Here is a 16,639-nt window from a genome sequence, read left to right as displayed (position 1 = left end):
CCGCCACCCAGCCGCTCATGCGGCGACCCAGCGGGTCCAGCAGGACTGGGGATGCGCCACCGCACCGCGGCTCACCTTGGCGTCCGTGCTGCCCATCCCCACATGGATGGCCTCGACACCGCGTTCGTGCGCCCACTCCAGGGGTGAGTAGAAGAGGACCTCGAAGTACAGGGGTATGTCGCCCTGCATCTCGTAGTCGAAGCCGGCTCGGTTGCCGAACCACTGCGTCGCACCCTCACGGGTGTGCTCGATCATGACCCCGAAGCCCGCGACCACACCGTCGCGCGACGCCGTGGTCACCACCACCTGGGGGCCGTCGAGGAGGCCCTCCAGCACCGACCGGCTCTGGGCGGTCTTCGCGTCGTTGCCGTGCTTGCGCAGGAGGGCCACGTCGAGCTCGGCGAGCCGGTCGAGGTCGCACTGGTCCAGAGGCACCAGCTCCAGGACGAAGCCGGCCTCGCGGACCTCCTTGCGGTCGCGGCGGATCCCTCGCCGGCGGGACTGGCTGAGCCGGGAGAGGTAGTCGTCGAACCCGCCCTCGACGGGGAGGACGCAGTAGGGGTCGACCCTCGTCCCGGTGAACCCGGCGGCAGCCAGCTGGGCGCTGAGCGGGTCGTCGTCACGGACATGGGGGAAGTAGACGCAGCGGTCGTCCGCGCCTGCTGCCCGGGCCGAGGCCTCCTCGAGGAGCGAACGCAGGGCCGTGGCGTCGTGAGGGCTGCGCAGGAGCGCCCGGGTGTTGCCGAGGTGCCGCCCCCCGCAGGTGAGTGCGGGGAGCGACGCAGAGGCGTCGAGGTCAAGGAGGAGGTCAGGTCGCGCCATCGTCCAGGGACTGTCGGCATCGGTGTCCACGGTCACGAGACCGGCGGCCAGGTCCGGACCGTCGAACGCGCACGTGAGGTGCAGCCGGTCACCGAGCAGGCGCTGCTGCATACCCAGATAGCTCGTCTGCTGGAACCCGTCCTCGGTCGTGAGCAGAGCGTCCCAACCGGCACGCTCCGCGTCCTCGACCGACACCTCCTCGACCCGCAACGCCACCGTCAGCGCGGGACGAAGGCGACGACGTCGCCCGGGCGCGCCTCGGCGGGCACGAGGTCGCGGGTCCGGATGTACATGCGGTGGAGCCAGCGGTCCTCGCCGTCCCAGCGCGGGGTGAACGGCGTGCGGGCGTGGGTCGTGCGGTAGTTGTCGACGATGAGCAGCTGGCCCGGGTTCAGCTGCACGCTGCGGGTCACCGAGTCGAGGGCGTCGGACAGCTCCTGGAGGGCCTTCGCGTGGGTCTCGTCCTGCGGGGCGAGGAGCTCACGGTCGTATCCGAGGTGCGGGTCCTCGCGGTCGCCGTAGAGCACCTTGACCTGGGCCTGCGGCCCGGGCTCCTCCTCGCCACCGCGGAAGGCGACGTCGAGGTTGCACGGCATCGGGCTGTCGAAGAGCACGTCGATGGCCTCCTTCGACATGAGCGGCAGGGCGTTGCGGATCGAGGCCACGAGCGTCGCGGCCTTGCCCTCGTGGTCGGCCCGCGAGCAGGCAAGCATGACGAAGCGCGGCTGGAGACGGTGGTAGGCCATCTCGGTGTGGAACTCGAGGAGCGTCTCGGAGGTCTCGGACGACAGGTGGTGGGCGTTGGGGGACGGGTAGACGTCGTGGTAGACGGTCCCGGCCCGCAGCTCCTCGTAGCCCGTGGCGAGCCCGAGTCGTCCACCGACCAGCGCCAACCAGGCCTCGCCGGCGATGAGCGGGCGGTCCAGCGGCGCGGGGGTGGACGTCGGGGTGGGCGGCAGGCCACCGTCCTGCGGAAGGCCGGTGAGCAGGAGGTAGCCCTCCTGGTTGCCGTGGTCGCGGAAGGCGTCGAGCTCGCTCGCCAGCTCGTCGGGCAGCTGCTCGGCGCGGTCCACAGCCGTCGCGAGGTAGCCGTCGAGGTCGGCGCGGGGGATGCTGGGCAGCTCCTCGCGCAGGGCGCTGAGGGACGCCTCCGCGGCGGTGAGGTCAACCACGGGAGTGGGGGTCACGGACGTGCTCATGGGGGTTCCTCCTGAGAGTCGGGTGCTGCGTGGTGAGGTGGTGCGGGAGCGGGCGTACTGGAAGAGGAGCTCGGCTCCGATCTCGGCTGCGGCGAGCGAGGTGATGCCCCCCACGTCGAACGGCGGGCAGACCTCCATCACGTCGAGGCCGACGGGCTCCAGGTCGCCGACGACGTGGAGGAGCCGGAGGACCTCCCGGCTCGTCAGGCCGCCCGGAGCGGGGGTGCCGGTGCCGGGCGCGAAGGCGGGGTCGAGGACGTCGATGTCCACCGACACGTAGAGCGGGCGGCCATCGAGCTGCTCGGCGATCTCGGCCGCCAGGGCGTCGACCTCGGCGCGGCCCTCGACCTCGTCGGCGCGCACGACGCGACCGCCGCGGGCGCGGACCCAGTCGAGCGAGTCGGCGGCGGGGTTGTGTCCACGGATCCCGACCTGGACCAGGGCGCCGGGGGCGATGATGCCCTCGTCGAGGCCGTGGCGGAAGGCCGTGCCGTGGTGGTGCTCCCCGCCGTAGACGGGGGCGTTGGTGTCCGAGTGCGCGTCGAGGTGCAGCACGGCGAGCGGGCCGTGCTTGGCGGCTGCGGCACGCATCGCCGGCAGGGTGAGCGAGTGGTCGCCCCCGAGCATGAGGACGAGCCCGTTGTCGGCGACGAGCTGGGTCAGGCTCCGGGTTGCCTCGTCGATGGCCAGGCCCATGTCGAACGGGCTGAGGTCGATGTCGCCACCGTCGACGACGTCGATGAGGTCGAAGACTCCTGGGCCCCGGTCGATGCCGACTCCGTGGAGCAGGCAGGACTCGTGGCGGATCGCGCGCGGGGCGAGGCGGGCTCCCGGGCGATAGCTCGTGCCACCGTCGTAGGGCGCACCCACGACCACGGCGTCCCGGCCCACCGGACCGAGCTCGAGCGGGAGCCGCATGTAGGTGGCGACCTGCGCGTAGCGCGGCGACGAGGTGGTCTGCTCACGCGCGTACATGCTCACTCCCCACGAAGTTCAGCTTGGCGGCGGCCGCGTCCGCGATGTCGCGCGCAGAGTCGACGTCGTCGGCGGTGGCATAGGTGAAGCCGACACAGGACGAGTTGTCCATCCGGGCCATGAGCTCCTCGCCCTCGTGGACGTGGAGCAGCACCTGGACGGCCGGGTCGGCAGCCGCCTCCTCCACTCCCTCGATCCGGCGCAGAGGGCCCGTGGCTCCCGGGTAGAGCATCCGGACGGCGGCGGCGCCGGTCCACGTGACCGGCTCCACGGCGGGCTGCTCGCCGAGCGCGAGCAGCCAGGCGTCGAGGATCGGGCTGCGGCCGGTGACGTCCGTGACGAGCATGGTCATGCAGCTCGACGGCGTGCGGGGGTTGGCCTCGATGATCCGCCACCCACGGTCGGTGAGCCGCGCCTCGGTGTGGCAGGGACCGTAGTCGTAGCCGATGCTCGCGAGCGCCCGGCGGACCACGCCGTAGAGCTCCGCACGCGACTCCTCCGAGAGCGCGACGGGGAAGGTGTGGCCGCACTCGATGTAGTAGGGGTCTCCGAACAGGTCCTTCGACGTCACTCCGTAGACGTGGGTGGTGCCACCGAAGGACATCGTCTCCACGCTCACCTCGACGCCCTCGACGAACTCCTCGAGGAGGACCTCGCCGGTGCGGGGCTGTCCCCGCAGGCTGCTCGTGAAACCGGACAGCTCGGCCATGGCCTCCGTCAGCTCGGCGTCGTCGTCACAGCGCCGCACCCCATAGCTGATCGCCTCGGCGGGAGGCTTGGCGATGACCGGGTAGCCCAGGTCGGCCGCGGCCTCGAGGGCGGCCTCGAGGGAGCCGACGAGGGCCCACCGCAGGTTGCCCTCGTCGTCGCCGAAGGCCTCTCGCAGCAGCTGCTTGTGGTTGGCGCGCCGCAACGCGTCGGGGTTCGGCCCGGGGAGTCCCAGCTGCTGGGCCACGGTCGCCGCGACCTCGGTGTGGTAGTCCGAGAAGGTCGTCACCGCGTCGTGCAACGGCCGGCCGTCGGCGTCCGTCACGGCTTCTCGCACCGCGTCGACGTCAAGGGTGTCCACCCGGACGACCTCGTCCACGAGCGCGAGCGGGGCCTCCGACCACGGTCGTCCGTGCGAGTACCAGTCCTCGTCCGCGACGAGGAGCGTGATCCGGGCCCCGGCCTCCTGCGCCTGGCGCACGCCGAGGACATAGGGGTGGTGGAGCATGTGCTCCACGATGGCGATGGACCTGCCCGCGAGGGCGGAGTAGTCGGCCAGGGGCGCGGGGCTCATGCGCTCACCTGCTCGCGGTCCACGATGCCTGCCGTGACAGCGGCCAGGTCGATCTCGGCCGGGTCCTGCGCCTGGACGACGACGAGGTCGAAGACGTCCTGGGAGATCTGGGCCTTGGCTGCGTGGATGCGCTCCGAGGGCACTCCCTGGTCGAGGAGCACCTCGGACCAGTGGCTCGTCGTGCCGGAGCCCTCGTGGATGCCCAGCTTGGGGCGCAGCACGGTCTCGGCCGGCAGGAGGTCGCTGAAGGCCTGGCGCAGGACCCACTTGTCGATGCCGTCGCGCCGTTTGAGTCCCGCCGCGAGGGTGACGAGACGCTGGAGGACGGCCCGGTCCCAGTAGGGGTGGCAGGTCCACAGCCCGAGGTGCGTCCCGAGGTTCGGGGACAGCTCGTTGAGCCCGTCGAAGGTCGACAGGTCGTCGACGATGAGCTCCTCCAGGTCCATGTCGGCGAGGCCGCGGTGCATCCCACCGAGGGGGATGTCGGCGCCGTAGCCGGTCATCACCCTCGAGCCCGCCGGGATCTCCCGGTAGAGGCGGGACAGGGGCAGCATGTACTCGTTGATCGACGGGTCGCAGCACTCGGTGAGGGCGATGACGAAGGGGAGCTCGGCGAGGACCGACGCGACGGTCGTCGAGAACTCCCGGTGCGAGGAGCCGAGGTGCGTCGCGACGACGGCCGCCGAGTCGAACTCGTCGGACCGGTCGGTCCCCATCGTCACGGTGGAGACGCCACCGAGGTGCTGCTTCACCGTGGCGGCCACGGCGCTGGAGTCGATGCCACCCGAGAGCACGGTGGTCATCTCGTCGCGGGCCTGCCAGCGCACCGCGTCCTCGATGACGGCGCGCACCTGGGCCACGGCCTCGTCGGGGTCGACGGTCTCCCGGTGGGCCGGCACGTTCCAGGTGTCCTGGAACCGACCGACCCCTCTCGCCTGCAGGGTGACGCACGTGCCGGCTCGCAGCCGGCGGACGCCCCTGAGCCCCGGCACCTCGTCGGTGCCGAGGATCGGGCGTCCGCGCTCGCTCAGGCCGGCGAGGACCTTGGCCTCGGTCGCGACCTCGATGACGCCGTCCCACGTGTGGACCATGTAGAGCGGGACGGTGCCGGCGTGGTCCCCGCTCACGGTGATGTGGGACTGCGACGTGTGGACCACGACCGCGGCGAACCGACCGGAGAGCTGGCTGAAGGCCCAGGGCCCCAGGTCGCGGTAGAGGCGCAGGACGGCCTCGGGGCCGTCACTGTCCTTGACCTCCCCGACGAGCAGGACGGTGAGGTCCCCGGAGGTCACCACCGCGGCCTGGGGGGAGGAGCCGATGACCGTCGCCTCGACCCGCCAACCGGGGGCATCGGCAAGACACACCGAGTCCTCGGTGGCCCGGGCACTGAGCCGGGAGGTCCCGTGGCCGCCGCCCGTGCTGAGATGGCACGAGACGGCAGGCGGGATCGGGGATCGGGTCATCGCGCTCACACGTCCAGGGCGCCGAAGTCCCCGCCGGAGAAGTCATAGGCGATGGGGACCTCGATGAGATAGGGACGACGGGCTTCCTTGGCCTTGCGCAGCGCGGTCGCGAGATCCGCCCGGCTGCTCACGTGCTCGCCGTCGACGCCGTTGGCCTTGGCCAGGGCGACGAAGTCGACCGTGCTGAAGCCGACGGCCGGGTCGTGCGACTTGCCGTGACCGAGGTTCTGGTAGAGCTCGATGAGGCCGTTGCGGTCGTTGTTGACCACGACCATGACGATCGGCAGGTTGAGCCGCGCGACCGTCTCGAGGTCTGCACTGTTGGAGTGGAACCCGCCGTCACCGGCGATGAGGAAGACCGGCTCCTCGGGGCGGGCGATCTGGGCGCCCATCGCGGCGGGCAGGCCGTAGCCGAAGCTCGAGCACCCGGCGCTGGTGAGGAAGCCGTAGGGCTGGTCGGCGCGGGCGAACAGGACGCCGAAGTGGCGGAAGTAGCCGATGTCGCTGACGATCGTGCCCTCGCCCTGGCTGACGCTGTTGATCGTGTCCATCACCTGGTGGACCCGCATCCCGTCCTCGTACTCCTTGGGGTCGGAGAGGAACTCGCGGACGCGAGCGCGCAGCGGCTCGATGTCGTGCGGGGTGTTGTCCAGCTCGCCGGCGTTGGCGAGCGCGTACTGGAGGAAGGACCGGGGGTCCACGATGATGTCGACGTCGGGGGTGAGCACCCGGGGGATCGGGTTGACGGTCGGCGAGATGCGCACGACCTTCTTGGGCTGGCCGTGGTCCCACATGGAGGGACGCAGGTCCTCGGCGTAGTCGTAGCCCAGCGCCACGATGACGTCGGCGGGGCCGAAGAGGGTGTCGAGGGCCGGGAAGTCGAGGATCCCGTCCATGTAGCCGCTCACGGCGCCGTAGGTCATCGGGTGGTCCTGCGGGAGGACGCCCTTGGCGACGTAGGTCGTGATGACGGGGATCTGGTGGCGCTCGACGAACTCGCGGAGCAGCTCGACGGCCTCGGCGCGGATGGTCGCCGTGCCGACGACGAGGACGGGGTGCTTGGCCTCGCGCAGGAGCTGGATGGCCGCGTCGGCCTCCGCACGCCAGTCGGGGTCCTGCAGGCCGCGGACGCCGGCGATGACGGGGGCCTCGGTGGGCTTGTCGGACACGCCGGAGGCGAGGAGGTCGACGGGCAGGCTGATGAAGCTCGGGCCCACGGGCTCGACCATCGATGCCGAGACCGCGCTGTCGACGAGGTCGGTGATGTCGTCGCCGCGCTCGAGCTGGCCGCACCACTTGGTGAGCGGGGCCATCATGCCGACGGAGTCGAGGCACTGGTGGGTGACGTTGGGGAACAGGTCGTGCGACTCGGACTGGGCCGCCATCGCGATGACCGGGCTGCGGTCGAGGGCGGAGGTGGCGACCCCGGTGGAGAGGTTCGTCATCCCGGGTCCGAGCGTGGCGAAGCACGCCTGCGGCCGGTTGGTGATCCGGGCGACGACGTCGGCCATGACGCCGGCGCTGAACTCGTGGCGCACGAGGACGAACTCCAGCCCGGGCGTCTCGTCGAACAGGATCGCGGCGGCCTCACGACCGACGATCCCGAACACGCGCTCCACTCCGTGCTCGTGAAGTCGTTTGAGCAGGGCGGAAGCCACGGTGGTGGTGGCCTTCGTGGCGACGGTCTTGTGCATCAGGGGTCTCCTTGGGGAAAAGGGGCTGGATCGGACGTGCTCGCAAAGATGTTGGTCCCACCGTCGCCTTGTGCGGGCGGGGCCGCTACGGCTGGCCCTCGGTGGGCATAGCCGCAATCGCTGAGGGCATAAGGCCCCCACGCGGGATCAGTCGCTGGCACCGCAGCTGACGTAGTCGTACATGCCGAAGCTGCCCGCGACATAGACGTTGGTGGCCCGGGGGCCGCGAAAGAGCAGGGAGCGCGGGTAGAGGTACGGGACGATGACGGCGTGGTCCATGACGAGCCGATCGATGTCGCGCCACACCCGTTCGCGCTCGGCCGCGTCGAGGGACTCGGCGCCGGCGTCGAGGAGCTCGTTGACGACCGGGTCGTCGAGCTCGCCCATGTTCTGGTTGCCCTTGCTCTTGATGGCGCGCCCGTCGACGATCTGTTGGAAGAAGCCGTAGCCGTCGGGGAAGTCCGCGCCCCAGCCGAACATCACGATCCCGATGCCCTGCTCGCGCAGGAACTGCGGGCTGCCCGCCTGGTGCTCGAAGTAGCCGCCTGAGGTGAAGCCCTGCACCTCGGCGTCGATCCCGACGCGGGCGAGCCCGCGCGAGAGTGCCTGGGCGGCGAGCCATTCCTTGCGGCGGTCGGTGCGCGCGGCGATCTTGGTGCGAAAGCCGTCGGGTATGCCGGCCAGCGCCAGTTCTCTGCGCGCGGCTTCGAGATCTCCGGTCGCGTCCTCACCCACGGGGTAGCGGTCGGTGTCGGCGTAGCCCTCGATGGTCGGTGGGAGCACCGTGGTGGCGATGTCGCCGCACAACGGACCGCCGTAGGCCTCCTGCATCGCCGCCTTGTCGGTGGCGTAGTGGACGGCCCGGCGGGCGTGCACGTTGTCCATCGGGGCCACCGAGCTGGCGAGGCAGTAGATCCAGGTGAAGCCCTGGAGGGGGTTGTCGAGGAGGTCCTTGAGCGCGGGGTCGTCGAGGACCCGGGACATGGACTCGGGCTGTAGACCGAAGCCCGCGAGGTCGATCTCGGCCTCTCCGGCGAGGAGCATCTCGTCGACCTCGAGCGGTTCGCGGCCGAGGAGCACCTCGATGGTGGAGGCCGCCCGCCGCCGGACCGAGTCGGTGGCCTCGTCCCAGTGCGGGTTCGGGACGAGGACGAGCCGGCTGCCCGGCTCGTAGGACTCGATCCGGTAGGGCCCGGTCGCCACCGGCGCGCGACCGTATGCCGATCCGGTGTCCGCCGACCGCGGGACCGGGGTGCAGCTCGGCAGGGTCATGACCTTGTCGAAGGCTGCAAACGGCCGGCGGAGCGTGAAGACGATGGTGCGGTCGTCAGGGACGGCGATGCCGGGTGCGTGACCGTCGGGGTCGGCATACGGTCCGACCCAGTCCCCCTCGAGCAGGTTGCGCAGGTACATCGGACCGGCACCGAGGACGTCGAGTCCGTAGTTGCTCCGCTCGATGGCGTAGCGGACGTCGTGGGCTGTCACCGGGCTGCCGTCCTCGAAGCGCAGGCCCTCGCGGAGGCGGTAGGTCCACGTGCGCCCGCCGTCCTCGGTGACCCCCAGGCCCTCCGCGAGGTCCGGGACGACCTCACGCCCCGGCGCTCCCGAGGCTGCGGCGAACGTCGTCATCGTGCGGCCGAGGAGTCGCAGGAAGTTCCAGGAGTAGCCGTAGTACGTGTTGCCGAAGTCGAGCGAGTCGAAGTCGTCGGTCCGCACGTAGCGCAGGGTGCCCCGGCTCTCGGTTGCGGGGTTGACGGGCCCGGTGAGGGCGGCGTTGAAGGACGCAGCGTTGGAGGACGCGGTGCTGGTGGACATCGATGGCGCTCGCTTTCGGCGGTCACACCGTCGAGGTCGACGGCGACCGGTGGGAGGTGGCGGGGCGGGTTGACGTGGTGATCAGGAGGGCTGGAGGCGCACGGGCAGGGCGTCGAGGCCGTAGCTCGAGGCCGTGTGCCGGAACGACAGCTCGGAGGCCGGGGTCGCCAGCGTCGCCTCGGGGAAGCGCGACACGAAGCGGTGGAGGCACTCCTCCACCTCGACCTTGGCCAGCCACTGGCCGAGGCACTGGTGCGCACCGTGACCGAACGCGAGATGGCGCCGAGCGTCGCGGTCCGGGTCGAGGGCGTCCGGACCGGCGAAGACGTCCTCGTCGCGGTTGCCGGCACCGATGGCGAAGACCACGCCCTCACCGGCCTTGATCGTCGTGCCGTCGACGTCGATGTCCTCGAGGGCGGCCCTGGTGAGGCCGAACTGGACGATCGTGTGGAAGCGCAGGAGCTCGTCGACGACGGCCACGAGACCGGAGCCGCCCGCGCGCACGGCGGCACGCGTCGGGGCGTCGTCGAGCACGGACATGAGGCTCAGGGCGAGCTGGCTGGCCGTCGTCCCGTGGCCGGCGACGAGGACGAGCCGACACATCGGGACGACGTCCTGGCGTTCGATGTGCCCGGGAAGCATCTGCTCGTGGACGATCGCGGAGATGAGGTCCTCGCGGGGCTCGGTGATCCGCTTCTCGACCTCCCCGTCGAGGAAGGCGTCGAGCTCCTCACGGGCGGCGCGCACCTCGTCCATCGTCCGGTTGCGGTCGATGAGGCGGGCGCTCCGGTCCTCGAAGAACTCCTGGTCCTCCTCGGCGATGCCCAGGACCTTCGCGATGACGGAGGCGGGCAGCGGAGACGCGACGGCTGGGACGAGGTCGGCCTCGGTGGCACCGTCCAGGGCGTCGAGGCGCTGGTCGACGAGGTCGCCCACGACGCCCCGCAGGGCCTCGGCGTCGACCGGGCGGAACCGGTTGCTGAGCATCGTGCGCAGGTGGGCGTGCTCGGGCTGGTCCATGCGGATGAAGGACGCCGAACGGGGCTCGTTGCGCAGGACCTTGGAGGCGGCGGTCATCATCGGGAACCCCGGAGATGCCGGGTTCGACGAGAGCCGGCGGTCCTTGAGCAGGGTGCGGGTCAGGGCGTGGGAGGTCACGATCCACGCCTCCGATCCGTCCCAGAGGACGGCCTTCGCCAGCTCGCCGGAGAGCCCTGAGAGGGCACCGGGTGGGTCGAGCGGGTTGTCGCGGGGGGCTGGGTAGGGGATGTGCGGGCACGTGGCCGAACTCGTCACGGCACACTCCTTTCGCTGCGCCGAACCTGCCACGACCCGCCTGCCCGGCGGCGACCTCTGCCATCCCTGTGCATGACCCATTCGGCCGGTGCATAACCCGTACGATGAACGCAGGGCTGTAGGCGGGGGGAAACGATGCCGCGGCTGAGTCGGACAAGAACCAAAGGAGCACCGTGCCGCAGCAACAGCGCGCGATCGACACTCGCCGCAACGCCCTCTATGGGGCTGCCGCAGTCATAGACCGCCGTGGCTACGAGGCCGCCACCATCGCCGAGATGGTGCAGGAGAGCAACATCACCAAGGGCGCCCTCTACTTCCACTTCTCGTCCAAGGAGGCGGTCGCCGAGGCCATCGTCGCCGAGCAGGGCGAGTGGCTGAGCCAGCACCTGGTCGACGGCGACGCGCCCGTCCAGTCGATCGTGGACCTCTCCTACAGCTTCGTCGACGCCCTCCGCAACGACCCGCTCATGCGCGCCAGCATCCGGATGACGATCGACCGCGCGGCTCAGCCCGAGGCCATCGCCCGCGGCTACGGCGCCTGGATCTCGACGGTCGAGTCGCTGCTGCGCAAGGCGCGTCGCGCGGGATCCCTCCAGAGCACGGTGCGCCCGGCCGCCTGCGCCTACTCCCTCACCTCGGCGATGACCGGGCTGCAGCTCACGAGCGACGCCCTCACCGGACGCTCCGACCTGCCCGACCGGGCCGAGCAGTTCTGGCGGCTCGTCATCCCGGCCATCGTGCGCCCCGAGCTGGTCGGCGACATCGACGTCCGCCCCCCGGCCCGTCGGACCCGGCGCGCCCGCAAGGCCACGGCCCGCGTCTAGCCGGCTCGGGCGGACGCGTACCAGCGACGACCGGCGGCGCTGACGAGCGGGCCGTCGGGCTCCCAACCCACGAGGTCCCAGGCCAGGTCCGAGTCCACCCATCGGTCGGTGTGCAGCATCGAGCGCACGTGCTCCGGCACCTGGGTGCCCCCTGCCGGGAGGGCGTATGCCGCGTCGACCAGGAGGTCGGCCAGCTCGACCGGATGACGCCGGGAGGCGTGCAGGACGGGAGGGATCTCGGCGATGAGCGCCAGGGAGACGACGAGCCGGGCCAGGTCGTCGACGTCGATGACCCCGATCCGTGCGGTGGGGTCGCGGTCGTCGGCAGCGGCTGCCGCCGCCGCAGCCGGGACCGCCCAGCGGTCGCCTCGACCCACGACGATCATGGGGCGCAGGACTGTGGCGTCGGCAGCCAGTGCCTCTGCCTCGCCTACGGCCCGGCTCGCACTCAGCGCCGAGTCCGGCGCCGGGGCGAACTCGCCCTCGGCTCCGCCGCGCAGTGGTCCCCGTCCATAGACCGCGGCCGTCCCGATCTCGAGGCACCGGGCACCGACCCGGGCCGCCGCTCGCGCTGCTGCGCCCGGTCCGGTCTCGTTGACCGAGAGGTCGGGGCCGGAGCCGATGACATGGGCTGCGTTGACGACGACGTCGACGCCCGCAAGGACCGCCGCGAGCGCGTCCTCGTCACGGACGTCCACCTGCAACAAGGTCGCTGACGGGGAGGTGGCGGACCCGGGTCGGTGCACCGGGAGGACCTGTCCGATGCGGTCGTCGGCAGCGGCGATCGCACTCACGGCCGAGCCGATGAAGCCGCGGGCACCCAGCACGGCCACGCGGGGTCCGTTCATGGCGCGACGGTCACCTCGACGCGAGCCCCGACCGTGCCTCCCTGGCTGACGGTGACCACGAGCGACCCCTCCTCGGTCTCGGCGCAGACGCGCGTCGGGGCGTCGACCTCCATGAAGGCACCGAAGTCCGCCGCCATCGAGACGACGGCGCGCGTCCCGGTCGTGAGGATCGCTGCCTGCCGGGCGGCCTCGAAGAGCAGCATGCCGGGGACGTGGTCGCAGGGGTGGTCGAAGAGCGTGGGGTGGGTGGTGTCGACCCGCAGGTCCCAGGGCCCGCTCGGAGGTCCGACGAGCACGACGTCCTGGGGCCGGGTCCTGCTGATGGCCTCGCAGGGGATGCTCGCCAGGGAGTCGACGCGGACACCGGGCTCGGTGCGGCCCTGGCGCAGGTGGGCATAGACCGGGGGCGCCAGCACGATGACGACGCCGGTCCCGCGCAGGAGGTCACGCTCGCCGTCGGCGATGGTGACCCGGAGGTCGTGGCGGCCCGCCCTTCCGGCCGGTGTCATGCACAGCGAGACCTGCAGGTCGAGAGGGCGGTCCCCAACGGCCGGTGCCTCGCCGACCCACTCGAAGCCCATCCGCTTCATGACGAACTGGTCGGCGCTCTCTGCTAGCCCCGTGGCATGGAGGGCGGCGAGCACGACCTGGCGGAACGTCTCGGCCGCGACGAGCAGGCAGTACCTGTCATCGCCGGCGTCGAAGTAGGGGTGGTGCCGGGGCCACTGTGCAGCGGCCGTCACGGCGGCGGGGCCGTCGTGGTGCAGGTCGGTGACGAAGACCTCGGCGACGCTCCATCGGTGCACTAGCTGGCGGTCCAGCGTGGTCGTGTACGTCAGGGGGGGCACGGGCAAACCATACTCGGACGTCGGTTTTCGAACACCCCTCGCGTGTGGAGGAGATCAGCGTCCCCGGACGGTCACCGCACGGACCCGAGGTGTTCAGGGGCGCGAGGGCTGGGCGACACGGGCCGTGTGGTGCGCCGCACCATGCCGACCATGACCCCGACGAGGACGATGAGCGCCCCGATGACGGAGAGCGCGCTGGACCGCTCGCCGAGCACGATCCAGGCGGCCGCCATGCCGACGACCGGCACGAGCATGGCGAAGGGTGCGACCACGGCAGCCGAGTGCTTCTTGAGCAGGTGGCTCCACAGGGCCGCGCTGACGACCGTTCCGAAGACGACGATGTAGAGCAGCGCGAGCAGGGGTGAGACGGCGCCGTCGCGCACCGCGGCGACCGTGGCGTCGATGCCTGCCCGAGGCCCCTCCATCACGGCTGACACCGCGAGCAGCGGCAGGGGTGGGACGACGCTCATCCACAGGGCGAAGCGCAGCGGGCTGTCGGGCTGGGCCAGCCGGCTCGACAGGCTGCCGAGGGCCCAGCCGAGTGCCGCCACCAGGGTGAGCGCGAAGGGGAGGAAGGGCTGGTCCCCGTCGGCCCGGTCCCAGCCGATGAGGCACAGCCCGAGGGTGGCCACGACCGCGCCGACCACCCCGAGCCGGGCAGGTCGCTCGTGCAGGAACAGGGCCCCCAGGGCGATGGCCATCGGGGCACCCATCTGGAGCACGACGGAGGACAGCCCGGCCGGCATACCCAGGTCGATGGCAAGGAAGAGGATGCCGAACTGCAGGACTCCGAAGCCCAGGCCGTAGCCCACCAACCACCGCACGGGCGCCTTCGGGAGGGGCACGAAGAGGATGACGGGGATCGCGACGACGAGGTACCGCAGCGCCGCAAGGAAGAACGGCGGGAAGGCGTCGAGCGCGAGCCGGACGGCGAGGAAGTTCAGGCCCCAGATGAGCGCGACGAGCAGCCCGAGCAGCCGGTCGCGGTTGCTCACGTGAGCAACCCGTGGATGATCGAGTCACCCAGGAGGCGCAGCGCGAGACCGTCTCGCAGGACGCCGACGACGGGGCACCGCTGCTGGAGGACGACGACGTGCTGCACTCCCTCGGCGTCCTCGAGCAGCCAGGTGAACATCACGGCACCCGGCGACGAGCCGCCCTTGAAGGTCGAGCGGGGCCACGCCGTCCGGTCGAGGTCGAGGCCGGGGTTGGCCGCGAGGATCTCGGGCAGCGGGCCGTCGGTGGCCCTGGCGCCCGCGTCCCACAGGGCGCTCATCGCCGCGGCGACGTCTGCCGCCGACATCCACCAGTCCAGCCCGCGCGGGTGGGCAGGAGCAGCGAGGTCCGCGATCGACACCTCGACGGGGTGCGAGTGGGCGTCGAGCAGCTCGCGCCGCTCCTTCTCCGTCGAGTGCTCCCACGTGTCGAGGGTCTCGGGGTGCCCCCACCCGATGTCGAAGAGCTCGCGGGTGGCGAGGAAGGGCCGGAGCGACTCGGGCCGGGAGTGCCCGGATCGGGCCACCGCCCGCTCGACCTCCTCCCGGCCGAGGTGCTGGATCACCATGTCGGACGCGGTGTTGTCGCTGCGCGCATACATGTTGTAGGCGACCTGGGCGAGGGTGGCCCGGGTGCCGTGCGGGAGGTCCTGCATCTCCCCGGTGGGCAGGCTGCGGGTCAGCGGGCCGGTCGTGAGCTCGTCGGTCCACTGGGCACGGCCCTCCTCCACGGCCCAGACGAGCGCGAGGAGGACATAGACCTTGAAGACCGAGCCGCCGGGCATCGGCCGCTCGGGCGCCCGGGTGTGCAGCGCGGTCCAGCCGTCGGGGCCGCGCCGGGCGACGAAGGCGGTGCTCTCGACGCCTTCTAGAGCGTCGAGCGCCTCGTCGACGTCGGCAAAGCCCTGGTGCCCGGCCTCGCTCGTGAAGTCCTCGAAGATGACCCGGCGGATCTTGCCGTTCGTGTCGACCGTGAGGGCGAGGACGGTCCGGGCGCCCGTGGCGTCCTCGAGGGTCGCCCAGCCCTTGTGCAGCGCGGCCTTGACCTGGACCACGGACCAGGGGCCGCCGCGTCGCCACTCGCGCAGCATGGCGGTGACGTCGCGGTCGTGGCGCTCGAGCAGGCTGTCGACGAACCGGTCGGCGGCGTCTGCGGACGGCTCGGCATCGGCGGCCAGGAGGTCGGCGAGCCAGCGGACGTTCTCGACCGCGTGGCGGGCCGAGCTGCCGCGGCCCGGGTCATAGGTGGCGGGCAAGGGGCACTCTCCTGAGGTCGGGACCTCGTCAGGCTAGGTGCGCTCGCAAGGGTGCGAAGTCGCGAAGGTGACGTCGCGCATAACCCCGTTGCGACCGGCATACGCGAGCCGTCGTCTCCCTGCTTCGGGCTTCCTAGAGTGACGAACGAACCACCCCGCAGGGGTGCCCGAGCCGAAGGACACGCGTGAAGGACCACATGGCCGGACTGTGCCTCGCCCAGGCAGAGCTCTGCTCCCGTCTGGGTTCCCCGATGTATGCCGCCCTGCTCGAGAGTGCCGCGGAGGACGTCCGTGCCGGTGGACCCACGTGGGAGGTCCTGCGCGACCTGGCCGGGTGCTCCGAGGGTGCCTATCCGGCGCTGCGGCTGCTCGGCTCCGTGCACCGGGTCGTCCTGGAGGGGCGGGCGCCCGAGCTCGCCGTCCACTACCCGTCCGTGGGCGGGACGCCCGGCGAGGGCCTGTGGGAGGCGTTCCGGGCCGTCGTCGTCGAGCACTCGGACGAGCTCCGCGCCCTCGTGGAGCAGCCGCCGCAGACCAACGAGGTGGGCCGGTCCGCTGCTCTGCTCGGTGGGTTCACGACGGTGGCGGGTCGCACTGGCCTGCCGCTGAGGGTGCTCGAGGTCGGCACGAGCGCCGGGCTCAACCTGCTGTGGGACCGCTACCGCTACGAGTCGGACTCGTGGTCGTGGGGCGACGCCGATGCGCCGGTGGTCATCGACGACGTGTTCGACGGTCCGGCACCCGATCTCGCTCCTGCCCGCGTCGTCGAGCGCGCCGGGTGCGACCTCGACCCCGTCGACGTCACCCAGGACGCCGGCCGGCTGACGCTGCTGTCGTTCATCTGGCCCGACCAGCACGTCCGACGTGGACGGCTCGAAGCGGCCATCCAAGCGTTCCGCGACGCCGACCCGCAGCCCGCCGTCGAGCGGGCCGACGCCCTGACGTGGCTCGACGAGCGCCTGGCGCAGCGCCTGCCCGGCGTGGCGACCGTGGTCACGCACTCGGTGGTCGTGACCTACTTCGACGACGAGTCGCGCCGTGCCCTGGACGAGCTCCTCACCAGGCACGGTCGCGCGGCGACCCCGGACGCGCCGCTGGCCCGGCTCTCGCTCGAGGCCGACTCCTCCGGGCAGTTCGAGGTCCGGCTGCGGTCGTGGCCGAGCGGGGTGGAGGAGCTGCTGGGCACCGTCGGTGGGCACGGGCTCCCGGTCCGCTGGGCCTCGAGTCTCACCCCCGCGCACGCCTGACCACGTCGACCAGAACGCTTCCACCGCAACACTTCCACCGCAACGGCGGACACTCCGCACCGCGTCGGTAGGTCC

General features: G+C 71.6%; 13 protein-coding genes. 2 read left to right on the top strand and 11 right to left on the bottom strand.

The genetic code is table 11. From position 1 onward, the window contains the following. Positions 1-15: 15 nt before the first annotated feature. The 7 genes from ACFQW8_RS07550 to ACFQW8_RS07520 form a co-directional block, all read right to left on the bottom strand. Positions 16-1,038 carry a GNAT family N-acetyltransferase gene (locus ACFQW8_RS07550; protein ID WP_380086374.1) on the bottom strand — a complete coding sequence of 341 codons (1,023 nt, stop codon included), beginning with the start codon at positions 1,036-1,038 and terminating at the stop codon, positions 16-18. A 2-nt stretch (positions 1,039-1,040) separates the two neighbouring features. Further along, positions 1,041-2,996 carry a clavaminate synthase Cs1 gene (gene cs1 / locus ACFQW8_RS07545; protein WP_380086373.1) on the bottom strand — a complete coding sequence of 652 codons (1,956 nt, stop codon included), beginning with the start codon at positions 2,994-2,996 and terminating at the stop codon, positions 1,041-1,043. Beyond that, a complete protein-coding gene (locus ACFQW8_RS07540; protein WP_380086372.1) occupies positions 2,983-4,278 on the bottom strand; it encodes an ATP-grasp domain-containing protein in 1,296 nt (431 codons plus the stop codon). Before ACFQW8_RS07540 ends, cs1 begins: the two co-directional genes overlap by 14 nt. Beyond that, the gene (locus ACFQW8_RS07535) at positions 4,275-5,741 is read right to left on the bottom strand and encodes an asparagine synthase-related protein (RefSeq protein ID WP_380086371.1); all 1,467 of its coding nucleotides are present in this window, start codon (positions 5,739-5,741) and stop codon (positions 4,275-4,277) included. The genes ACFQW8_RS07540 and ACFQW8_RS07535 overlap by 4 nt, the downstream gene beginning before the upstream one ends. A gap of 5 nt (positions 5,742-5,746) precedes the next feature. Next, complete coding sequence (locus ACFQW8_RS07530) at positions 5,747-7,435, bottom strand: thiamine pyrophosphate-binding protein (RefSeq protein WP_380086370.1); 1,689 nt, start codon at positions 7,433-7,435, stop codon at positions 5,747-5,749. 147 nt (positions 7,436-7,582) lie between these two features. Beyond that, positions 7,583-9,250, bottom strand: coding sequence for an ABC transporter substrate-binding protein (locus ACFQW8_RS07525; RefSeq protein ID WP_380086369.1), 1,668 nt, complete (start codon positions 9,248-9,250; stop codon positions 7,583-7,585). 81 nt (positions 9,251-9,331) lie between these two features. After that, positions 9,332-10,546, bottom strand: coding sequence for a cytochrome P450 (locus ACFQW8_RS07520; RefSeq protein WP_380086368.1), 1,215 nt, complete (start codon positions 10,544-10,546; stop codon positions 9,332-9,334). Between the two features lie 173 nt (positions 10,547-10,719). Here ACFQW8_RS07520 and ACFQW8_RS07515 point away from each other — a divergent pair, with 173 nt between their 5' ends. Then, positions 10,720-11,370 carry a ScbR family autoregulator-binding transcription factor gene (locus ACFQW8_RS07515; RefSeq protein ID WP_380086367.1) on the top strand — a complete coding sequence of 217 codons (651 nt, stop codon included), beginning with the start codon at positions 10,720-10,722 and terminating at the stop codon, positions 11,368-11,370. Here the strand turns inward: ACFQW8_RS07515 and ACFQW8_RS07510 are convergent. The 4 genes from ACFQW8_RS07510 to ACFQW8_RS07495 form a co-directional block, all read right to left on the bottom strand. Then, positions 11,367-12,218 carry an NAD-dependent epimerase/dehydratase family protein gene (locus tag ACFQW8_RS07510; protein ID WP_380086366.1) on the bottom strand — a complete coding sequence of 284 codons (852 nt, stop codon included), beginning with the start codon at positions 12,216-12,218 and terminating at the stop codon, positions 11,367-11,369. The two genes, ACFQW8_RS07515 and ACFQW8_RS07510, sit on opposite strands and share 4 nt — an antisense overlap. Then, entirely contained in the window at positions 12,215-13,066 is an 852-nt protein-coding gene (locus ACFQW8_RS07505) for a ScbA/BarX family gamma-butyrolactone biosynthesis protein (RefSeq protein WP_380086365.1), read from the bottom strand. The genes ACFQW8_RS07510 and ACFQW8_RS07505 overlap by 4 nt, the downstream gene beginning before the upstream one ends. A gap of 71 nt (positions 13,067-13,137) precedes the next feature. After that, a complete protein-coding gene (locus ACFQW8_RS07500) occupies positions 13,138-14,061 on the bottom strand; it encodes an EamA family transporter (protein ID WP_380086364.1) in 924 nt (307 codons plus the stop codon). Then, positions 14,058-15,317: a serine hydrolase gene (locus ACFQW8_RS07495; RefSeq protein WP_380086363.1), complete on the bottom strand. Its 1,260-nt coding sequence runs from the start codon at positions 15,315-15,317 to the stop codon at positions 14,058-14,060. Before ACFQW8_RS07495 ends, ACFQW8_RS07500 begins: the two co-directional genes overlap by 4 nt. A gap of 185 nt (positions 15,318-15,502) precedes the next feature. Between ACFQW8_RS07495 and ACFQW8_RS07490 the strand changes: the two genes are divergently transcribed. Beyond that, complete coding sequence (locus ACFQW8_RS07490) at positions 15,503-16,564, top strand: DUF2332 domain-containing protein (protein WP_380086362.1); 1,062 nt, start codon at positions 15,503-15,505, stop codon at positions 16,562-16,564. Positions 16,565-16,639 lie beyond the last annotated feature (75 nt).

This window comes from Knoellia altitudinis (assembly GCF_042666355.1).
Classification (GTDB): domain Bacteria; phylum Actinomycetota; class Actinomycetes; order Actinomycetales; family Dermatophilaceae; genus Knoellia; species Knoellia altitudinis.
Note: the sequence above shows the minus strand (reverse complement) of the source record. Positions and strands in the feature narration are given on the sequence as shown.

Excerpts from the sequence above, each read along its gene's own strand:
- ACFQW8_RS07525 (WP_380086369.1), bottom strand. The coding sequence starts at position 9,250 with ATGTCCACCAGCACCGCGTCCTCCAACGCTGCGTCCTTCAACGCCGCC.
- ACFQW8_RS07540 (WP_380086372.1), bottom strand. The coding sequence starts at position 4,278 with ATGAGCCCCGCGCCCCTGGCCGACTACTCCGCCCTCGCGGGCAGGTCC.
- ACFQW8_RS07510 (WP_380086366.1), bottom strand. The coding sequence starts at position 12,218 with ATGAACGGACCCCGCGTGGCCGTGCTGGGTGCCCGCGGCTTCATCGGC.
- ACFQW8_RS07535 (WP_380086371.1), bottom strand. The coding sequence starts at position 5,741 with ATGACCCGATCCCCGATCCCGCCTGCCGTCTCGTGCCATCTCAGCACG.
- cs1 (WP_380086373.1), bottom strand. The coding sequence starts at position 2,996 with ATGTACGCGCGTGAGCAGACCACCTCGTCGCCGCGCTACGCGCAGGTC.
- ACFQW8_RS07530 (WP_380086370.1), bottom strand. The coding sequence starts at position 7,435 with ATGCACAAGACCGTCGCCACGAAGGCCACCACCACCGTGGCTTCCGCC.